We start from the raw sequence: 18342 nt of genomic DNA, 5'->3' as shown, positions 1-18342 counted from the left end.
CGGGTCGCGCGGCAAAGCCCTGTTGCGGTGCGTGCCATCAAGCCGTTGATCGACGCGGCCCGTAAACGGGTGCCCAATACGCTTGCCGCCGCCGAGCGCGAGGCCTTCGTCGAGCTGTTCGAGGCCGACGACACTCTGGAGGGTGTCAATGCGTTCCTCGAGAAGCGCGACCCTCGCTGGCGCAACCGATGACCGCCGTACCAAACGCAGCCTTACAGGACCTGCCCACCCATCCGGCGCCGAGGATTACATGCACGTCACCTTCGAAGAACGCCCCGCCCTGCATGGCATGCGAATAGCCATTGTCACCCTGGACGCCGCGCAGCAACTCAACGCCCTGAGCCTGCCGATGATCGACGCACTGCTTGACCAGCTTGGCCGCTGGGCCAACGAGCCGGCAGTCGCCTGCGTGCTGTTACGCGGGAACGGTGCCAAGGCGTTCTGCGCCGGTGGCGACGTACGCCGCCTTGCAGAGGCCTGCCGAGGCGAGCCCGGAATGGTGCCGGCCTTGGCCGAGCGTTTCTTTGCCGACGAGTACCGCCTCGTCCACCTGCTGCACCATTACCCGAAGCCGCTTATCTGCTGGGGCCATGGCTACGTGATGGGCGGCGGTATGGGGCTCCTGCAGAGCGCGACGATCCGCATCGTTACACCGGATAGTTGGCTGGCGATGCCGGAAGTCGCCATTGGCCTGCATACGGATGTCGGCGCGAGCTGGTTCCTTCCCCGCCTGGCTGGCAGGCTGGGTCTGTTTCTGGGCCTCACCGGCACGCGGGTGAATGCCCGCGATGCACTGGACATCGGTCTTGCCGACCGCTGCCTGATGGACGAGCAACAGCCCGAACTCATCGAGGGGCTGGTCCAGATCAACTGGCAGGAGCAGGCGCACAGCCAGCTGCACAGTCTGTTGCGAGCCTTGTCCAGGCACGCCACTGCACAGCTGCCCGCACCCAGGTTGCTGCCACGACGAGAGCGGATCGATGAACTGCTGGACGTGGCTGAGCTCGCGCATGCATGGCAGGCCTTGGCCGCGTTGCAGGATGATTCTGACGAAGTAATCGCGCAGGCCGCTCGCGGCCTGCGCGACGGATGCCCACTGAGCGCCCATCTCGCCTGGCGACAGCAGGAAAAAGGCCGGAAGCTGTCGCTGGGCCAGGCATTGCAGATGGAGTACGCGCTAAGCCTGAATTGCTGTCGCCACCCGGAGTTCGCCGAAGGCGTCCGTGCCCGCTTGATCGACAAGGACAATAGGCCAGGCTGGCATTGGCCGGACGCCCACCACGTTCCTCCAGCGGTGGTCGAGGCGCACTTCGAGCCGACCTGGGAAGGGGATCATCCACTGACCGGCCTGGCCTGAATGCCCTCTCATCACCGATAGTAGTGCTGACGGCCGCCCCTATCGTAATGCGGCCGTAGCCGATGATCGCGCCCATCCCTGATCAACGGCGGACGCTGCTGGCGATGTTCCTGACGCCAGTAGCCACGTCGTTCGAAGCCGCGATGGCGGTCGTAGTATTGCGGCGGAAGCTGACTCTGATAACGCGGCGGCAGGTTGCGCGGGTACTGCGGATAGTGGGAATAAGGGCTTCGCGGGTCGTATTGATGCGGACGGTTGTGCTGACGATAGTCCCGGTCATAGTGTCGCGGCCCCGGATTGTAGTAGCGCGGACTCTCCGCCTGGAAGACCCAGACGCCGTCTCGCCGCTCCGCATGGGCCTGCAGGCTCATGCCCAGGCCGACACAGAGCAGAATAAGCAGTGAAGAACGAATGCTCATGGAAACCACCTCCGATGGCGTCACAGGCTTCGATTCATCAGACCACAACCGTGAGACAGCTGCAGAAACAGCGGACAACCGGCAGCTCTGACACGACGTCATGCGTCGTGCGAGGACCGCGACGGGCCGCCGCACCTTGTATGGCTGCCGCTGCTTCCCGATAATAGCGGCCCTTTAGCCCCACGGCTCTCGCAGAGCGGACGGAACGGGAATAGACCCTAGATGACCGAACTCGCCCTGATCATGGTTAGCGCCATCCTGGTCAACAATTTCGTGCTGGTGCAGTTCCTCGGTCTGTGCCCGTTCATGGGCGTCTCGAAGAAGATCGAGACCGCCATCGGCCTGTCGCTGGCCACCACCTTCGTGCTGACGCTTGCTGCCATGTGCAGCTACCTCGTCCAGCAGTATGTGCTCAAGCCGCTGGACCTCGAGTTTCTACGCACCATCAGTTTCATTCTGGTGATCGCGGTGACCGTTCAGTTCACCGAGATGGTGGTGAACAAGACCAGTCCGCTGCTGTACCGCGTACTCGGCATCTTTCTGCCACTGATCACCACCAACTGCATCGTGCTCGGCGTGGCGCTGCTCAATGCCAACAAAGCCGAATTCACCTTTCTCACCGCCACCGTCAACGGCTTCGCCGCGGGGCTGGGCTTTTCCCTGGTGCTCGTACTGTTCGCTGCCATGCGCGAGCGCATCGCCATTGCCGACGTGCCGAAGTCGTTCCAGGGCGCGGCGATCGGCATGGTCACCGCCGGCCTGATGTCGCTGGCATTCATGGGCTTCACCGGGCTGATCAAGCTATGAGCGCAGTCGTCATCGCGATCCTCGCCCTGCTCGCCCTGTGCCTGCTCGGAGGCGCCATCCTCGGTTTCGCCGCTGTGCGTTTTCGTGTCGAAGGCGATCCGATCGCCGAGCAGATCAATGCCCTGCTACCCCAGACCCAATGTGGCCAGTGCGGCTATCCGGGCTGCAAACCCTACGCCGAAGCCATTGCCGGCGGCGACAAGATCAACAAGTGTCCACCGGGCGGCAAAGCAACCATCCAGGCCCTGGCCGACCTGCTCGATGTCGAGGCGGAGCCGCTGGATGCCGAGGGTGGCGAAAAGCCGCAGATGGTCGCCTACATCCGTGAAGCCGAGTGCATCGGCTGCACCAAGTGCATCCAGGCCTGCCCGGTTGACGCCATCGTCGGTGCCGCGCGGCAGATGCACACCGTGATCATTTCCGAGTGCACCGGCTGCGACCTGTGTGTCGAACCCTGCCCGGTGGACTGCATCGACATGATCGAAGTCGGCAGCAACCTGCAGAGCTGGAAATGGAACCGGCCGCTGGCGCCCGGCCAGCTGATCGCAACTGATCGGGAGCAGGCCGCATGACCGCACTGAAGATCTGGGACATCCACGGCGGCATTCATCCGCCGGAACACAAGGATCTGTCCAACCGCACCCCGATCCAGCCGGCCCCGCTGCCCAAGCGCCTGGTCCTGCCACTGACGCAGCACCTCGGAGCGCCGGCCGAGCCCTGCGTCACTCTTGGCGAACAGGTACTCAAAGGTCAGCAGATCGCTGTCGCCAGCGGGTTTGTCAGCGCGCCGCTGCATGCTCCTACCTCCGGAGTGGTCAGCTTCATCGGCCCGCAGCCCTACCCGCATGTATCAGGCATGCTCGCCAACGCGATCGTCATCGACAGCGATGGCGAAGACAAATGGATCGACCTGCATCCTCAGCCGGATTACCGTGAACTCGAGCGCCCTGCCCTGCTCGAGCTGATTCGCCAGGCCGGCATCAGCGGCCTCGGCGGCGCCGGCTTCCCCACCGCCGTGAAGCTCAGCCCCCCGCCGACCCAGACGATCCGCACGCTGATCATCAATGGCACCGAGTGCGAGCCCTACATCACCGCCGATGACCTGCTGATGCGTGAAAAGGCGGCCGAGCTGGTCGCGGGGATCGAGATACTCGCGCACCTGATTCAGCCGCAAGAGGTACTGATCGGCATCGAGGACAACAAGCCCGAAGCGATCGCCGCAGTGCGGGCTGCCATCGGCGAGCGCCCCTTCACGTTGAAGGTCTTCCCGACCAAGTATCCGTCCGGCGGCGAAAAGCAGCTGATCCAGATTCTCACCGGAGAAGAGGTTCCCAGTGGCGGCTTGCCGGCGGATATCGGCATGCTCTGCCAGAACGTCGGAACCTGCGTCGCCATCCACGACGCCGTGCTCCTCGGCAAGCCGTTGATCTCGCGCATCACCACCCTGACCGGCGAGGCGCTGGCGCGGCCGATGAACGTCGAGGTGCTGATCGGCACCCCCGTGGATGAACTGCTGGCCTTCGCCGGTCTCGATCAGCACAGGCTGAACCGTCTGATCATGGGCGGCCCGATGATGGGCTTCAGCCTGTCGTCCCTTGAGGTGCCGGTGGTCAAGACCACCAACTGCCTGCTGGCGAGCACGTTGGAAGAGCTGCCGCCACCGCCGCCCGCTCTGCCGTGCATCCGTTGCGGAGAGTGCGCCGAGGCCTGCCCGGTCAGCCTGCTACCGCAGCAGCTGCATTTCTTTGCCCTCGGCCAGGAGCATGAGCAACTCAAGGCCCATAACCTGTTCGACTGCATCGAGTGCGGCGCCTGCGCCTACGTCTGCCCCTCCAACATCCCCCTGGTGCAGTATTACCGCGCTGCCAAGGGTGAGATCCGCGAGGTGGAGCAGAAGCAGCAGAAGGCCGAGCACTCCAAACAGCGCTTCGAGCTTCGCCAGGAACGTCTACGGCGCGCCGAAGAACAGAAGGAAGCCGAACGCAAGGCCCGTGCCGAACGTGCGGCACGGGCCAAGGCAGCGCAAAGCGAGAGCGGCCCGACCGCGACCACAGCCGAGACGGCGGCCCCGGCACAGAAGACCAGCCTTTCCGAAACGCAGAAGAAACTTAAGATCGAGGCCAGCATGGCCCAGGTCGCCCTGAAGAAAGCCGAGAAGCAGCTGGCCACCCATGCCACTGCCGAGCTGGAAGCCCAGGTTGCCGATCTGCGCAACGCCGCCGAGGCCGCGCAGCGTGCGTTGGATGCCGCCATGCAGGCGGACTCCGCTCCGCCCGCCACTGCGCCAGGGCCAGACGATGCCGTTGCGAAAAAAGCCAAGATCGAAGCCGCCATGCTCAAGGCACAGATTCGCAAGCTGGAGAAGATCGAAGCCCCGGATGACGATCAGCAGACCGAGCTCGCCCGTCTACGTCAGCAGCTGAACGACGCCGAACAGGCGCTGACCGCCGCGCAGAGTGCAGCGCCCGCTCCCGCCGCCAAGCCGGCCGATGACGAAGCACTGAAGAAGGCGAAGATCGAAGCCGCCATGCTCAAGGCGCAGATTCGCAAGCTGGAGAAGATCGAAGCCCCGGATGACGATCAGCAGACCGAGCTCGCCCGTCTACGTCAGCAGCTGAACGACGCCGAACAGGCGCTGACCGCCGCGCAGAGTGCAGCGCCCGCTCCCGCCGCCAAGCCGGCCGATGACGAAGCACTGAAGAAGGCGAAGATCGAAGCCGCCATGCTCAAGGCGCAGATTCGCAAGCTGGAGAAGATCGAAGCCCCGGATGACGATCAGCAGACCGAGCTCGCCCGTCTACGTCAGCAGCTGAACGACGCCGAACAGGCGCTGACCGCCGCGCAGAGTGCGGCGCCCGCTCCCGCCGCCAAGCCAGCCGATGACGAAGCACTGAAAAAAGCCAAGATCGAAGCTGCCATGCTCAAGGCGCAGATCCTCAAGCTGGAGAAGGTCGAAACGCCGGACGACGACCAGCAAGCCGAACTCGCGCGCCTGCGCCAGCAGCTGCATGAAGCAGAGCAGGGCCTTAGTGCCGCGCAGAATTCGGCGCCAACACTGGATGCGAAGCCAGCCGCTGACGATGCACTGAAGAAAGCCAAGATCGAACTGGCGATGAAGCGCGCCGAACTCAAGAAAGCCGAGAAAGCCGGCGCCGAAGAACCGGAGCTCAGCCGTCTGCGTGATGCGCTGAGCGCAGCGGAGCAAGCGCTGCACGCTGCCGAGGATGCTTCGCAAAAACCCGCGCCCGAGCTGGTGCGGACCAGCAAGCCGGGAGTCGATGATCGCCAGCGAGCGCTCAAGACCGAGCTCGCCTTTGCCCGAGCCGATTTGCGCAAGCTTGAGCGCGACGAGAACGCAGAGTCCGCTGCAATAGACGCTGCCCGCGCACGGTTGAGCGAGGCGGAACGCCAGTTGGCGGAATATCAGGACTCATGAACCCACGGCTCGAGACGACAGCAACCGTCGTCGCCTGGGTGAAACACCAACACATAGAACGGACACAAGGCGTAGGCTCCCCAGCCTGCACCCCGTCAACGCGCTAGAACCGGAGAGCCAATGGCCCTGCCCCGCATCACTTCGCCCCATGCCAAGGGCCCCAGCCGTACCCAGCGCGTCATGCTGCTGGTGCTCGCGGCTACCCTGCCCGGCGTGATCGTGCTGACCTGGCTTTACGGCGCCGGTACGTTGATCAACATGGCCTGGGCCTGCGCGGCCGCTCTTGGTTTCGAAGCAGCGATTCTGAAGCTGCGCCAGCGTCCGGTAGGCTTCTTTCTCCGCGATGGCAGCGTGCTGGTTACCGCTGTGTTGCTGGCCCTCGCGCTGCCGCCCTACTCACCCTGGTGGCTGACACTGATTGCCACTGGTTGCGCGGTGGTCTTCGGCAAACAGCTGTATGGCGGCCTTGGCCAGAACCCCTTCAACCCGGCGATGATCGGCTACGTGGTGGTGCTGATTTCCTTCCCGGTCGAAATGACAACCTGGCCTGTGCCGCACAGCGTCGGGCTGGGTGCCGGCCTGCAGCACATCCTCGGGATCGCCTCGCTGCCCGATGGCTGGACCCAGGCCACGGCCCTCGACGTACTGAAGGTGAACAAAAGCCTGACCATCGACGAGCTGTGGACCAATCCGGCGTTCGGCCACTTTGGCGGCATCGGTTCGGAGGTGGTGAACCTGGCTTTCCTGGCCGGCGGCCTGTTCCTGCTGCACAAAAGGCTGTTCAGCTGGCATGCGCCAGTGGGCATGCTCGCCGCGCTGGTGGTGATGAGCCTGGTGTTCTGGAATGGCTCGGGCTCCGATAGCAACGGCTCGCCGCTGTTCCATCTGCTCAGCGGCGCCACCATGCTCGGCGCGTTCTTCATCGTCACCGATCCGGTCAGCAGCGCCACCAGCCCGCCCGGGCGTCTCATCTTCGGTGTTGGTGTCGGCATTCTGGTCTACGTCATCCGCGCCTGGGGCGGCTATCCGGATGGCGTGGCCTTCGGCGTGCTGCTGATGAACCTGGCGGCACCCACTATCGATTACTACACCCGCCCGCGCACCTACGGCCACCGCAAGGCCGAGCGCGGCTTCAAGCTGGGCGAATGACATGATGCTTCCGGAAATCAGCCGTTCCATGCTGAAGAACGCCGCGGTGCTGGGGCTGTTCGCAATTGTCACCGTAGGCGCGGTGACGCTGCTTCAGCAGGGAACCGCCGAACGTATTCAGGCCGCCGAACGCGCCGCACAGGTTCGCGCACTGGGTGAAATTTTGCCCGCAGGCAGTTATGACAATCACCTGCTCGACGACAGCATGCCGATCCAGGACCGCTTGCTCGGCAACAAGAGCCCTCTGCCCGCTTATGTCGCAATCAAGGATGGCCGGCCAAGCGCCGTGATCCTCCAGGCCATCGCGCCGGATGGCTACAGCGGCGCGATTCACCTGCTGGTGGGCATCCACGCCGACGGCCGGGTCGCCGGTGTCCGCGTCATCGGTCATCGTGAAACGCCCGGACTGGGCGACAAGATCGAACTGGCGAAAAGTCCTTGGATTCGCAGTTTCGAAGGCAAGTCGCTGAGCAGCCCCGAGGCCGAAGGCTGGGCAGTGAAGAAGGATCGCGGCGAGTTCGACCAGTTCGCCGGCGCCACCATCACCCCCCGAGCCGTGGTCGGCGCCGTGCACCGCGCCTTGCAGTACTTCGATGCGCACAAGGCCGAGCTGCTGGCAACCAGCGGCGAGACGACCGGGGCCGTCGGCGACGCCTTGGAAAGCCGCACCGAGCCCGCCGGAGCCACCGTCCACTCACGCGCCGGAAGTGCCGCCACCCGCGACGAGCTGCAAACCAACGAGCCTGAAGCCGAGCCGCAAGGGGATCAGCCATGAGCGCACCCAGCTATCGCGAACTGACCGTCAACGGACTGTGGAAGAACAACCCGGCGCTGGTCCAGCTGCTCGGGCTCTGTCCGCTGCTCGGCGTCAGCAACTCGGCGGTCAACGCACTCGGACTCGGCCTGGCAACGATGCTGGTGCTGACCTGTTCGAACATCGGCGTATCGCTGGTGCGCGGCGTGGTCAACACCGCGGTGCGTCTGCCGGCATTCGTGATGATCATCGCCGCGCTGACCACCTGCATTGAGCTACTGATGCAGGCCTTCACCTACGAGCTGTACCAGATCCTCGGCATCTTCATCCCGCTGATCACCACCAACTGCGTCATCCTTGGACGCGCCGACGGGTTCGCCGCCAAACACAATCCACTGATCGCAGGCTTCGACGGTCTGGTCATGGGCATCGGCTTCTGTCTGGTTCTGGTGGTGCTCGGCGGCCTGCGCGAACTGTTCGGCACCGGTGCGCTGTTCGCCAACATGCACCTGCTGTTCGGCCCGATCGCCGCTGACTGGCAGATCACTCTGTTCAGCGACTACAAGGGCTTCCTGTTGGCGATTCTGCCGCCTGGTGCCTTCATCGTGCTCGGCCTGCTGATTGCGCTGAAGAACCGGATCGACCAGCAGCTTGCCGAACGTGCCCGCGCCACCCAGCCCGCTGCACCGGCCACCAGCCGCCGCGTACGCGTAACCGGTGTGATCGAGTGAGCCCGTTCCGATGAATGCCGAAAAACGTCGGGAAATCTTCCGGCGCTTGCATGAAGACAACCCCGAGCCGAAGACCGAGCTGGCCTACAGCACGCCCTTCGAGCTGCTGATCGCCGTGATCCTCTCGGCCCAGGCCACCGATGTCGGCGTGAACAAGGCCACTGCCAGGCTCTACCCCGTGGCCAACACCCCGGAGGCGATCTACGCCCTCGGCTACGACGGCCTGTGCGAATACATCCGCACCATCGGGTTGTATCCGAGCAAGGCGAAGAACGTCATCGAGACCTGTCGCATCCTGATCGAGAAGCATGGCGGCCAGGTGCCGGACAATCGCGAGGATCTGGAAGCCCTCCCCGGGGTGGGCCGCAAGACCGCCAACGTGGTACTGAACACGGCATTCCGCCAATTCACCATGGCGGTGGACACGCACATCTTCCGGGTCAGCAACCGCACCGGCATCGCCCCAGGCAAGAACGTTCTGGAGGTCGAACGCAAGCTGGTTCGTTTCGTACCGAAGGATTATCTGCTCGACGCACACCACTGGCTGATCCTGCACGGACGCTATGTCTGCAAGGCGCGCAAACCACTATGCGGCAGCTGTCGGATCGAGGATCTCTGCGAATACAGGCACAAGACTTCGGACGATTGAGCGCGCTAGCGAAAAGCTTGCATCGCGATTGAAAAAAACTTTTTTACCGGCTCCCGATTTGCGGCTATAAGGTGCGCCAAGAGCGCCCCGTAGCCTTGGAGTGAACAAGTGGCCGAGAAAGAAGACATTCAGATCGAAGACGATTTCATTGCCGAAGATGACGATGAGAGCAGCGAAGCTCCCGTCGAGGTCGCCAAGACCAATCTGACCAAGCGCCGAATCATCGACAACCTGCTGGAGGAACGCCGCCTGCAGAAACAGTTGAACGACTTCGACTTCGATCTATAAAAGAAAAAGCCCCGAAAGGGGCTTTTTCATATCTACCGATCAGTCAGCGCGCTTCGGCGATAACAGTTCTATCTTGTAGCCATCCGGGTCTTCAACGAAGGCCAGAATGCTCGAACCGTGCATCATCGACCCCGGCTCCCGGGTGATCTTGCCGCCACGGGCGCGGATGTCCTCGCAGGCCTTGTAGACATCTTCCACTTCCAGGGCGATGTGGCCGTAGCCATTACCCAGCTCGTAGGTCTCGACCCCCCAGTTGTGGGTCAGCTCGATGACGCTGTTGTGCGCCTCGTCGCCGTAACCGACGAAGGCGAGCGTGAATTTGCCGTCCGGATAGTCTTTGCGGCGCAGCAGGGTCATGCCCAGCACTTCGGTGTAGAAGGCGATGGACTTTTCCATATCGCCGACACGCAGCATGGTATGCAGCAGTCTCATGATTCAGGTCTCCTCGTTCGGCAGCGCTTGTGGCAGTGCAGAAAGTACAACCCCGGCACATGGCCGGGGTCGGTTTGCTCAGGCGCGCCAGCTTATCAGAACTGGGTGCGGCCCTTGCCGGCAGCGATGCGCATGCGCAGGGCGTTGAGCTTGATGAAGCCGCCGGCGTCCGCCTGGTTGTAGGCGCCGCCATCCTCTTCGAAGGTCGCAATGTTGGCGTCGAACAGCGAATCGTCGGACTTGCGGCCGACGACGATGACGTTGCCCTTGTACAGCTTCAGGCGCACGACGCCGTTCACGTTGACCTGGGAAGCGTCGATCATCTGCTGCAGCATGCTGCGCTCGGGACTCCACCAGTAGCCGTTGTAGATCAGGCTGGCGTACTTGGGCATCAGCTCGTCTTTCAGGTGCGCGACCTCGCGGTCGAGGGTGATCGACTCGATTGCGCGGTGGGCCTTGAGCATGATGGTGCCGCCGGGCGTCTCATAGCAGCCGCGGGACTTCATGCCGACATAGCGGTTCTCGACGATGTCGAGGCGGCCGATGCCATTTTCGCCGCCGATGCGGTTCAGCTCGGCCAGGACCTGAGCTGGAGTCATGTCCTTGCCATCGATGGCGACGATGTCGCCCTTGCGGTAGGTCAGTTCGATGTAGGTGGGGGTGTCCGGCGCCGCTTCCGGCGACTTGGTCCAGCGCCACATGTCTTCTTCGTGCTCGGTCCAGGTGTCTTCCAGCACACCGCCCTCGTAGGAGATGTGCAGCAGGTTGGCATCCATGGAGTAAGGCGACTTCTTCTTGCCGTGGCGCTCGATCGGGATGGCATGCTTCTCGGCGTAGTCCATCAGCTTCTCGCGCGACAGCAGATCCCACTCGCGCCAGGGAGCGATCACCTTGACACCCGGCTTCAGCGCATAGGCGCCCAGCTCGAAGCGCACCTGGTCGTTACCCTTGCCGGTGGCACCGTGGGAGATGGCATCGGCACCAGTCTCGTTGGCGATCTCGATCAGGCGCTTGGCGATCAGCGGACGGGCGATGGAGGTACCCAGCAGGTACTCGCCTTCGTAAACGGTGTTGGCACGGAACATGGGGAAGACGAAGTCGCGCACGAACTCTTCGCGCAGGTCATCGATGTAGATTTCCTTGACGCCCAGAGCCTGCGCCTTGGTGCGCGCTGGCTCGACTTCTTCGCCCTGGCCGAGGTCGGCGGTGAAGGTCACCACTTCACAGTTATAGGTGTCTTGCAGCCACTTCAGAATCACCGAGGTGTCCAGGCCACCGGAATAGGCCAGAACTACCTTCTTAACGTCCGCCATGCCATCAGCTCCACGGGTTGTACGGAAAGCCTGCGATTCTACCGGTCATGGGCTGGCTTTTACAGGGGCGCGCCGCTGCGGCGGCAATCAAGACGACGGGGCGGCGGGAGCCGAGGGGGCAGGAGGCGCCGCTTCTCGCACCAGGCGCAAGGTGACACGCCGATTCTTCGCGCGATTGGCCTCGCTGCTGTTGGCCACCAGCGGATAGCGCTCGCCATGGAAGCGCAGGGTGATCTGCTCCAGCGCTATGCCGTTGGCGACCAGATACTCCTGAACCGCCAGTGCGCGACGGCGCGACAGATCCCGATTGAGCAGGCGATTGCCGCTGTTGTCCGAGTGGCCATCCAGTTCGATGCGATTCACACTGGGATCGGCGCGCATGTACTGCAGAACGACATCGAGCCTGGCGCGCCCCTGAGCGTCCAGCACCACATCGCTGCTCGGGAAACCGATCTGCGACTGGCGCACCTGATCGAAATTGACTGGCAGCAGCTTGGCCGTACAGGCGCGGTAGTCCTCGTAAGCCTTGCCGAAGCGCGCCGGCAACAGGCGAATCTCCAGGGTATCGCCGCCGTGCATGGTGCGATGCCGAACCACCGGGCTACGCCCTTCGAGCAAGCCGCTGAGCAGGCGCCCGGCCTGTAGCTGGGTGCTGTTGAACGGAATATCGCCACCACTCACGGTGACCACGCCGAGATTGATATCACTGCGCGACGGTTGCCAAGGCGCCGCTGCAGCGAGCAGTGTCGCCGAGCCGGCGCCAAGCCAGCGCTCCGGCGAGTGCAGACGAAAGACCGCCTGTTCGCCGGCACGCCTGACGAACTCGCCGCTGCCGAAACCGGCGATAGGCTGGGTCAGTCGGCACTCGAACTGATCGCCCTCCACCTGCCATTGCACCCGTTCCAGCCGCGTCTGGAATGTCAGGGCGTTGGCCGGTGAAGCGAGCAGGCACAACAGTACGAGGGGGCGCAGGCGCACGATGAACTCCGAGAGGATGCGTATTCCTTCTAGGTATCGGTGCCCGACCGGCAAACTTGAGCGTGTCACGGTCAGTGCCCAAGCCTGGCAGACGAAGGCAAGATGCCGTCTCCGGGCTTTTCCGGTAGCATTCGCGCACGTTTCACCCGCCTGGAAACCCCTGCATGTCCGACCGACTCACCCTGCTGCGCCCCGACGACTGGCACATCCACCTGCGCGACGGCGCCGCCCTGCCTCACACCGTCGCGGATGCTGCTCGCCAGTTCGCCCGCGCCATCATCATGCCGAACCTGGTGCCACCGGTACGCAATGCCGACGAGGCCGAAGCCTATCGCCAGCGCATCCTGGCGGCTCGGCCGACCGGCAGTGATTTCGCGCCATTGATGGTGCTCTATCTCACCGACAGCACCAGTTCTGACGATATCCGCCAGGCCAAGGCCAGCGGCTTCGTGCATGCCGCCAAGCTATATCCGGCAGGCGCGACCACCAACTCCGCTTCCGGCGTGACCGCCATCGACAACATCTTCGGCGTGCTGGAAACCATGGCGGAGGTCGGCCTGCCTTTGCTGGTCCACGGCGAGGTCACGCGCAGCGAGATCGATATCTTCGATCGTGAGAAACACTTCATCGACGAGCAGTTGAGTCGCGTCACCGCGCGCTTCCCAACCCTGAAAGTGGTGTTCGAGCACATCACCACCCGTGACGCCGTGCAGTTCGTCCAGGCGGCAGGCACCAACGTCGGCGCCACCATCACCGCGCACCATCTGCTGTACAACCGCAACCACATGCTGGTCGGCGGCATTCGTCCGCATTTGTTCTGCCTGCCAGTGCTCAAGCGCAACGTTCACCAGGAAGCCCTGCTGGATGCCGCCACCAGCGGCAGCCCGAAGTTCTTCCTCGGCACCGACTCGGCCCCCCACGCACAGCACGCCAAGGAAGCTGCCTGCGGTTGTGCTGGGTGCTATACCGCGCATGCGGCCATCGAGCTGTACGCCGAAGCCTTCGAGCAGCGGCAGGCGCTGGACAAACTGGAACCCTTTGCCAGTCACTTCGGTCCGGATTTCTACGGTCTGCCGCGCAACACCACGCAGATCACCCTGGTGCGCGAGGAGTGGAACGTGCCGGCCAATCTGCCATTCGGTGAGCAGGTCGTCGTGCCGCTGCGTGCCGGGGAACGACTGCACTGGCGTCTGGAGACGAACGCATGAGCGAAGAACACTTCGAAGACGAGCTCGAAGAGCACCTGCCGGGCAAACCCCGCTCGCCGATGGCGCGGCGTTTCCGTGGTTTCCTGCCAGTGGTGATCGATGTCGAGTGCGGCGGCTTCAACAGCGCAACGGATGCGCTGCTGGAAATTGCGGCCGTGACCATCGGCATGGATGAGCAAGGCCTGCTGTACCCGCAGGACACCTTGTTCTACCGCGTGGAGCCTTTCGCTGGCGCCAACATCGAGGCAGCCGCGCTGGAGTTCACTGGCATCAAGCTCGACCATCCACTGCGCATGGCCGTGCCCGAATCGCAGGCCCTGACCGATATCTTTCGCAGCGTGCGCAAGGCGGTGAAATCCGCCGGCTGCAAGCGCGCGATTCTGGTCGGTCATAACAGCAGCTTCGACCTGGGATTTCTCAACGCTGCGATCGCTCGTTGCGAGATCAAGCGCAACCCGTTCCACCCCTTCTCCAGCTTCGACACCGCCACCCTCGCTGGCCTTGCCTACGGTCAGACCGTGCTGGCCAAGGCCTGCCAGGCCGCCGGGATCGACTTCGACGGCCGCGAGGCGCACTCGGCCCGGTACGACACCGAGAAGACTGCCGAGCTGTTCTGCGGCATCGTCAATCGTTGGCGGGAAATGGGCGGTTGGGAAGAGTTCGACGAGTAACGTCCGGGATACGGAGCATCGGGGCGAAGGCCCGCTTCGGAATGCCAGCAGTCGAGATCGACGCTGTAAACGAAAAAAGGCCAGTCATGCGACTGGCCTTTTTGTATTACCGCAGCGTTACAGCGGCTTGCCCCGGTTGCCGTGCTGGCCAACGAAGGCCTGAACGGCCTTCAGTTCGTTCGGCAGCACCGTGCAACGCTCGCTGCGTTCGAACAGATCAGCCAGGTGCGCCGGCAGGGCAAGTGCCTGGCCAATACCCGCCTTCTCCACCGCATCCGGGAATTTCACCGGGTGCGCGGTGCCCAGTGTCACCATCGGGATGCTCAGGCTGCGACGGCATTCGCGTGCGGCATGCACGCCGATGGCCGTATGCGGATCGAGCACCTCGCCGGTTTCCTTGAAGACCTGAGCGATGGTGGCGCAGGTCTGCTCGTCATCCACGGCCAGCGAATCGAACAGCTTACGCGCTTCGGCCCAGCGTTCCTCTTCCACCGACAGCTTGCCGCTGGCACGGAAACCATCCAGCAATTCGGCCACGGCCTTGCCATTGCGACCATGCAGGTCGAACAGCAGACGCTCGAAGTTCGACGACACCATGATGTCCATCGACGGCGACAGCGACGCGTGCAGGGTGTCCTTGTCGTAGCGGTTGCCGGACATGAAGCGATGCAGGATATCGTTGCGGTTGGTGGCAACGATCAGCTGGTTGATCGGCAGGCCCATGTTGCGCGCCAGATAGCCGGCAAAGATGTCGCCGAAATTGCCGGTCGGCACCGAGAACGCCACGGAGCGCGCCGGACCGCCAAGCTGCAGCGCAGCGTGGAAGTAGTAGACGATCTGGGCCATGATCCGCGCCCAGTTGATCGAGTTGACTGCCACCAGACGGGTGCCCTTGAGGAAACCCTGGTCGGCAAAGCTGGCCTTGACCATCTCCTGGCAGTCGTCGAAGTTGCCTTCGATGGCGATGTTGTGAATGTTGTCGCCGAGGATGGTGGTCATCTGCCGGCGCTGCACCTCGGATACGCGGTTGTGCGGGTGCATGATGAAGATGTCGACGTTGTCGCAGGCCTTGCAGCCTTCGATGGCCGCCGAGCCGGTATCACCGGAGGTGGCGCCCATGATCACCACGCGCTCGCCACGCTTGGCCAGCACGTGATCGAGCAGGCGACCGAGCAGCTGCAAGGCGAAATCCTTGAACGCCAGGGTTGGCCCGTGAAACAGCTCCAGCACCCACTCGTTGCCGTTCAGCTGACGCAGCGGGGCGATGGCGCTATGGGCGAAGACGCCATAGGTTTCTTCGAGGATTCGCTTGAAGTCGGCGTCCGGAATGCTGCCGGCAACGAACGGGCGCATGACCCGAAAGGCCAGCTCGTGATACGGCAGGCCGGCCCAAGAGGCAATTTCTTCCACGGTGAACCGCGGCAGGTTCTCCGGCACGTACAGGCCGCCATCGCTGGCCAGGCCGGCCAGCAGGACGTCTTCGAAGTTCAGGGCCGGCGCCTGGCCGCGAGTGCTGATGTAGCGCATTTGTTCAAACCTTCGGTTCGAGCGGCAGGCTGGCGCTGCAGGTATCAGGCTGTTCCGTGCCTGCAGCTGCGGCCTGCGGCTTGGTTAGTTGAGCTGTTCGACGCGAATGCGCACGACCTTGTCCGCCACATCATCGAGGGCTTCCAACGCAGCGATAGCATCGTCGATACGCTGCTCGACCACTCGATGGGTCACCAGAATCACAGGAACCAGACCGTCCTGGACTTCGGCCTCCTTCTGCATGATCGACTCGATGTTGATGCCACGCTCGGAGAGAATGGTTGCCACCTGAGCCAGCACGCCCGGATGGTCCTTGGCCTGGATGCGCAGGTAGTAGGCGCTCTCGCAGGCGCTGATCGGAAGAATTGGATGATCGGACAGCGAGTCGGGCTGGAACGCCAGATGCGGCACGCGATTGTTCGGATCGGTGGTCAGGGCCCGGGTCACATCCACGAGGTCGGCCACGACTGCCGAAGCGGTCGGCTCCATGCCTGCACCGGCGCCGTAGTAGAGCGTGCTGCCGACGGCATCGCCATTGACCATGACCGCATTCATCACGCCATTGACGTTGGCGATCAGGCGGTCGGCCGGAATCAGTGTCGGATGAACGCGCAGTTCGATGCCAGCATCGGTGCGGCGGGCGACGCCCAGGTGCTTGATGCGATAGCCCAGCGCTTCGGCGTAATTCACATCAGCCGTGGTCAGGCGCGCGATGCCCTCGGTGTAAGCCTTGTCGAACTGCAGCGGGATCCCGAAAGCAATGGACGCCAGAATCGTCAGCTTGTGCGCGGCATCGATGCCCTCGACGTCGAAGGTCGGGTCGGCCTCGGCGTAGCCGAGCTCCTGGGCTTCCTTGAGAACGTCCTCGAAGGTGCGCCCCTTTTCACGCATCTCGGTGAGGATGAAGTTGCCGGTGCCGTTGATGATTCCCGCCAGCCAGTTGATGCGGTTACCGGCCAACCCTTCACGAATCGCCTTGATGACCGGAATACCACCCGCGACCGAAGCTTCGAAGGCGACGATTACGCCCTTCTCGCACGCCTTGGCGAAAATTTCGTTGCCATGCACGGCGATCAGCGCCTTGTTGGCGGTGACCACATGCTTGCCATTCTCGATGGCCTTGAGGACGAGTTCCTTGGCCAGGGTATAACCGCCGATCAGCTCGACAACGATGTCGATTTCGGGGTTGTTCACGACATCGAAGATGTCCGCCGTGATGGCTGTCGTACCGGTATCGCACTTGGGATTCGGGTGCCGGGTGGCAATCTGCGCAACCTCGATTCCGCGCCCGGCACGGCGGGCAATCTCCTCGGCGTTGCGTTTGAGCACATTGAAGGTACCGCCACCGACGGTTCCCAGCCCACAGATGCCAACTTTCACCGGTTTCAAGCTGAACTCCCCATTCACAGCGAGACGACCGGACCTGCCGGTCGACAGTCGGGTAGGGGCAGGCCATTACTGGCCCGTCCCCCCCTAAGAACCGTACGTGCGGCTTTCACCGCATACGGCTCAAGTTTACGAAAAGTCAGCCTGGCGGCTGACCGACATTAATGGCGCGAGATATTAACATCTCTGGCCACCGTATCGCAGAGTTACCTTTTCGCGCTGGCTATGCACCAGCGCATGGCAGTTGGGATGAAGCAGCACACGGTTCTTCAAGGTATCCGTCCCGCCGTCCACACGCCTGATGACGTGATGGTCGTGCCAGCCGGTTTCCCTATTGATCGCATGCCCGCACAGGGCACAAAGCCCCTTTTGCCTGCGAAAGATACTGAGTATCTGTCCCCGATAACGCAGCTTGTGCTGCATCCGTTTGACCCTCAGCGCTTCCCACTTCAACTCGTGCGTCGCGTCGTATGGCTGATACTCACCCGGTAAACGCTTGTGACGCACGATTGCGGTTTCCGCCAGCCTATATAGCCGCCGGAACTGCTGTTCTCCCTTGCCATTCTTGTAGGGATGCGCAAACACCCAGTTCTGCCCGCCTATGGATCGGAAGTATTTATTCCTGATCCAGTCAGCCGACTTCTTCGAGTGCCTCCGCTTCGCCCACCTCCAGAGTCGCCAGAAAATCAAGCTATCCAGCTTGCTGAAGGTCTGTTTTGCCACGACCGGAGAGTGGTATTGCGCCCACCCCTTCAGTACCGGGTTCAGTTGGCCGATCAACGCTTCCTGCGTCAGTGCCCCGCTGTTTTTGATGATCTCGCCTACTTTCCGATAAAACGCCATAACGTTCTTCTTCGAGGGTTTGATCAGCAGCTTGGCGTTCCTATAGAGCGATTTCGGCACGTACTTCCTGAAATTCCACCCCAGAAAATCGAAGCCTTGGTGGATATGTACGGTCTGCGTTTTCTCCCGTGACAGCGCAACCCCTCGTACCGACAGGAATTGCTCTACCCAAGGTTTGACTTCTTCCTCCAGCAGTTCTTTCGAGGCTGCAGTTACGACGAAGTCATCCGCGTAGCGCACACACTGCACCTTGATCTTTCGGGCCTTCATGACACCCAGTTTCTGCGCCAGATGGCGCTTTAGCTGAGTCTCCAAGCCATTCAGGGTGGCGTTTGCCAAACAGGGCGAGATAATTCCTCCCTGCGGCGTCCCGGCCTCCGTAGCCATGAGTTGT

Annotated in this window: 19 protein-coding genes; 12 read left to right on the top strand and 7 right to left on the bottom strand. The window is 62.8% G+C overall.

All coding sequences use genetic code 11. The features are described 5' to 3' along the window. On the top strand, window positions 1–192 hold a 192-nt coding region (locus RT582_RS18575; RefSeq protein WP_313479153.1), incomplete at its 5' end, for an enoyl-CoA hydratase-related protein. A 58-nt stretch (window positions 193–250) separates the two neighbouring features. Further along, window positions 251–1357 carry an enoyl-CoA hydratase/isomerase family protein gene (locus RT582_RS18570; protein WP_312944300.1) on the top strand — a complete coding sequence of 369 codons (1107 nt, stop codon included), beginning with the start codon at window positions 251–253 and terminating at the stop codon, window positions 1355–1357. An 11-nt stretch (window positions 1358–1368) separates the two neighbouring features. Here the strand turns inward: RT582_RS18570 and RT582_RS18565 are convergent, their stop codons facing one another. Then, window positions 1369–1776 carry a hypothetical protein gene (locus RT582_RS18565; RefSeq protein WP_041014729.1) on the bottom strand — a complete coding sequence of 136 codons (408 nt, stop codon included), beginning with the start codon at window positions 1774–1776 and terminating at the stop codon, window positions 1369–1371. Between the two features lie 222 nt (window positions 1777–1998). Between RT582_RS18565 and rsxA the strand changes: the two genes are divergently transcribed. From rsxA to RT582_RS18525, 8 genes are all read left to right on the top strand, one after another. Beyond that, window positions 1999–2583 carry an electron transport complex subunit RsxA gene (gene rsxA, locus RT582_RS18560; RefSeq protein WP_003282096.1) on the top strand — a complete coding sequence of 195 codons (585 nt, stop codon included), beginning with the start codon at window positions 1999–2001 and terminating at the stop codon, window positions 2581–2583. Further along, the gene (gene rsxB, locus RT582_RS18555) at window positions 2580–3155 is read left to right on the top strand and encodes an electron transport complex subunit RsxB (protein ID WP_313479148.1); all 576 of its coding nucleotides are present in this window, start codon (window positions 2580–2582) and stop codon (window positions 3153–3155) included. The genes rsxA and rsxB overlap by 4 nt, the downstream gene beginning before the upstream one ends. Further along, window positions 3152–6019, top strand: coding sequence for an electron transport complex subunit RsxC (rsxC, locus tag RT582_RS18550; protein WP_313479145.1), 2868 nt, complete (start codon window positions 3152–3154; stop codon window positions 6017–6019). Before rsxB ends, rsxC begins: the two co-directional genes overlap by 4 nt. 120 nt (window positions 6020–6139) lie before the next feature. Beyond that, complete coding sequence (locus tag RT582_RS18545) at window positions 6140–7168, top strand: RnfABCDGE type electron transport complex subunit D (RefSeq protein ID WP_221102898.1); 1029 nt, start codon at window positions 6140–6142, stop codon at window positions 7166–7168. 1 nt (window position 7169) lies between these two features. Continuing rightward, window positions 7170–7943, top strand: coding sequence for an electron transport complex subunit RsxG (gene rsxG / locus RT582_RS18540; RefSeq protein ID WP_313479140.1), 774 nt, complete (start codon window positions 7170–7172; stop codon window positions 7941–7943). Then, a complete protein-coding gene (locus tag RT582_RS18535; protein WP_014819503.1) occupies window positions 7940–8653 on the top strand; it encodes an electron transport complex subunit E in 714 nt (237 codons plus the stop codon). The genes rsxG and RT582_RS18535 overlap by 4 nt, the downstream gene beginning before the upstream one ends. Window positions 8654–8663: 10 nt before the next feature. Further along, the gene (gene nth, locus RT582_RS18530; RefSeq protein ID WP_023444740.1) at window positions 8664–9302 is read left to right on the top strand and encodes an endonuclease III; all 639 of its coding nucleotides are present in this window, start codon (window positions 8664–8666) and stop codon (window positions 9300–9302) included. A gap of 108 nt (window positions 9303–9410) precedes the next feature. Next, on the top strand, window positions 9411–9590 hold the full coding sequence (locus RT582_RS18525) for a PA3496 family putative envelope integrity protein (RefSeq protein WP_003282969.1): 180 nt from the start codon (window positions 9411–9413) through the stop codon (window positions 9588–9590). A 39-nt stretch (window positions 9591–9629) separates the two neighbouring features. Here RT582_RS18525 and gloA read toward each other — a convergent pair whose 3' ends face one another. From gloA to RT582_RS18510, 3 genes are all read right to left on the bottom strand, one after another. Then, window positions 9630–10022, bottom strand: a complete 393-nt coding sequence (gene gloA / locus RT582_RS18520) for a lactoylglutathione lyase (protein WP_313479135.1) — start codon at window positions 10020–10022, stop codon at window positions 9630–9632. A gap of 95 nt (window positions 10023–10117) precedes the next feature. Then, window positions 10118–11335 carry an argininosuccinate synthase gene (locus tag RT582_RS18515; RefSeq protein WP_041014740.1) on the bottom strand — a complete coding sequence of 406 codons (1218 nt, stop codon included), beginning with the start codon at window positions 11333–11335 and terminating at the stop codon, window positions 10118–10120. 87 nt (window positions 11336–11422) lie between these two features. After that, a complete protein-coding gene (locus tag RT582_RS18510; RefSeq protein ID WP_104098517.1) occupies window positions 11423–12313 on the bottom strand; it encodes a flagellar protein MotY in 891 nt (296 codons plus the stop codon). A gap of 164 nt (window positions 12314–12477) precedes the next feature. Between RT582_RS18510 and pyrC the strand changes: the two genes are divergently transcribed. Continuing rightward, the gene (pyrC, locus tag RT582_RS18505; RefSeq protein ID WP_023444743.1) at window positions 12478–13521 is read left to right on the top strand and encodes a dihydroorotase; all 1044 of its coding nucleotides are present in this window, start codon (window positions 12478–12480) and stop codon (window positions 13519–13521) included. Then, window positions 13518–14192 carry a ribonuclease T gene (gene rnt / locus RT582_RS18500; RefSeq protein ID WP_023444744.1) on the top strand — a complete coding sequence of 225 codons (675 nt, stop codon included), beginning with the start codon at window positions 13518–13520 and terminating at the stop codon, window positions 14190–14192. The genes pyrC and rnt overlap by 4 nt, the downstream gene beginning before the upstream one ends. A gap of 117 nt (window positions 14193–14309) precedes the next feature. Here the strand turns inward: rnt and thrC are convergent, their stop codons facing one another. From thrC to RT582_RS18485, 3 genes are all read right to left on the bottom strand, one after another. After that, window positions 14310–15719, bottom strand: coding sequence for a threonine synthase (thrC, locus tag RT582_RS18495; protein WP_014821234.1), 1410 nt, complete (start codon window positions 15717–15719; stop codon window positions 14310–14312). Between the two features lie 84 nt (window positions 15720–15803). Continuing rightward, a complete protein-coding gene (locus tag RT582_RS18490) occupies window positions 15804–17108 on the bottom strand; it encodes a homoserine dehydrogenase (RefSeq protein WP_003303438.1) in 1305 nt (434 codons plus the stop codon). Window positions 17109–17282: 174 nt separating this feature from the next. Beyond that, window positions 17283–18342: group II intron reverse transcriptase (locus RT582_RS18485; protein WP_313479128.1), on the bottom strand; the 1060-nt coding region annotated here is incomplete at its 5' end.

The sequence above is a fragment of the Stutzerimonas kunmingensis genome (assembly GCF_032106285.1).
Taxonomy (GTDB): Bacteria; Pseudomonadota; Gammaproteobacteria; order Pseudomonadales; family Pseudomonadaceae; genus Stutzerimonas; species Stutzerimonas kunmingensis_B.
Note: the sequence above shows the minus strand (reverse complement) of the source record. Positions and strands in the feature narration are given on the sequence as shown.

Excerpts from the sequence above, each read along its gene's own strand:
- RT582_RS18535 (WP_014819503.1), top strand. The coding sequence starts at position 7,940 with ATGAGCGCACCCAGCTATCGCGAACTGACCGTCAACGGACTGTGGAAG.
- thrC (WP_014821234.1), bottom strand. The coding sequence starts at position 15,719 with ATGCGCTACATCAGCACTCGCGGCCAGGCGCCGGCCCTGAACTTCGAA.
- nth (WP_023444740.1), top strand. The coding sequence starts at position 8,664 with ATGAATGCCGAAAAACGTCGGGAAATCTTCCGGCGCTTGCATGAAGAC.
- rnt (WP_023444744.1), top strand. The coding sequence starts at position 13,518 with ATGAGCGAAGAACACTTCGAAGACGAGCTCGAAGAGCACCTGCCGGGC.
- gloA (WP_313479135.1), bottom strand. The coding sequence starts at position 10,022 with ATGAGACTGCTGCATACCATGCTGCGTGTCGGCGATATGGAAAAGTCC.
- RT582_RS18545 (WP_221102898.1), top strand. The coding sequence starts at position 6,140 with ATGGCCCTGCCCCGCATCACTTCGCCCCATGCCAAGGGCCCCAGCCGT.
- rsxG (WP_313479140.1), top strand. The coding sequence starts at position 7,170 with ATGATGCTTCCGGAAATCAGCCGTTCCATGCTGAAGAACGCCGCGGTG.
- RT582_RS18570 (WP_312944300.1), top strand. The coding sequence starts at position 251 with ATGCACGTCACCTTCGAAGAACGCCCCGCCCTGCATGGCATGCGAATA.
- pyrC (WP_023444743.1), top strand. The coding sequence starts at position 12,478 with ATGTCCGACCGACTCACCCTGCTGCGCCCCGACGACTGGCACATCCAC.
- rsxB (WP_313479148.1), top strand. The coding sequence starts at position 2,580 with ATGAGCGCAGTCGTCATCGCGATCCTCGCCCTGCTCGCCCTGTGCCTG.
- RT582_RS18515 (WP_041014740.1), bottom strand. The coding sequence starts at position 11,335 with ATGGCGGACGTTAAGAAGGTAGTTCTGGCCTATTCCGGTGGCCTGGAC.
- RT582_RS18565 (WP_041014729.1), bottom strand. The coding sequence starts at position 1,776 with ATGAGCATTCGTTCTTCACTGCTTATTCTGCTCTGTGTCGGCCTGGGC.
- rsxC (WP_313479145.1), top strand. The coding sequence starts at position 3,152 with ATGACCGCACTGAAGATCTGGGACATCCACGGCGGCATTCATCCGCCG.
- rsxA (WP_003282096.1), top strand. The coding sequence starts at position 1,999 with ATGACCGAACTCGCCCTGATCATGGTTAGCGCCATCCTGGTCAACAAT.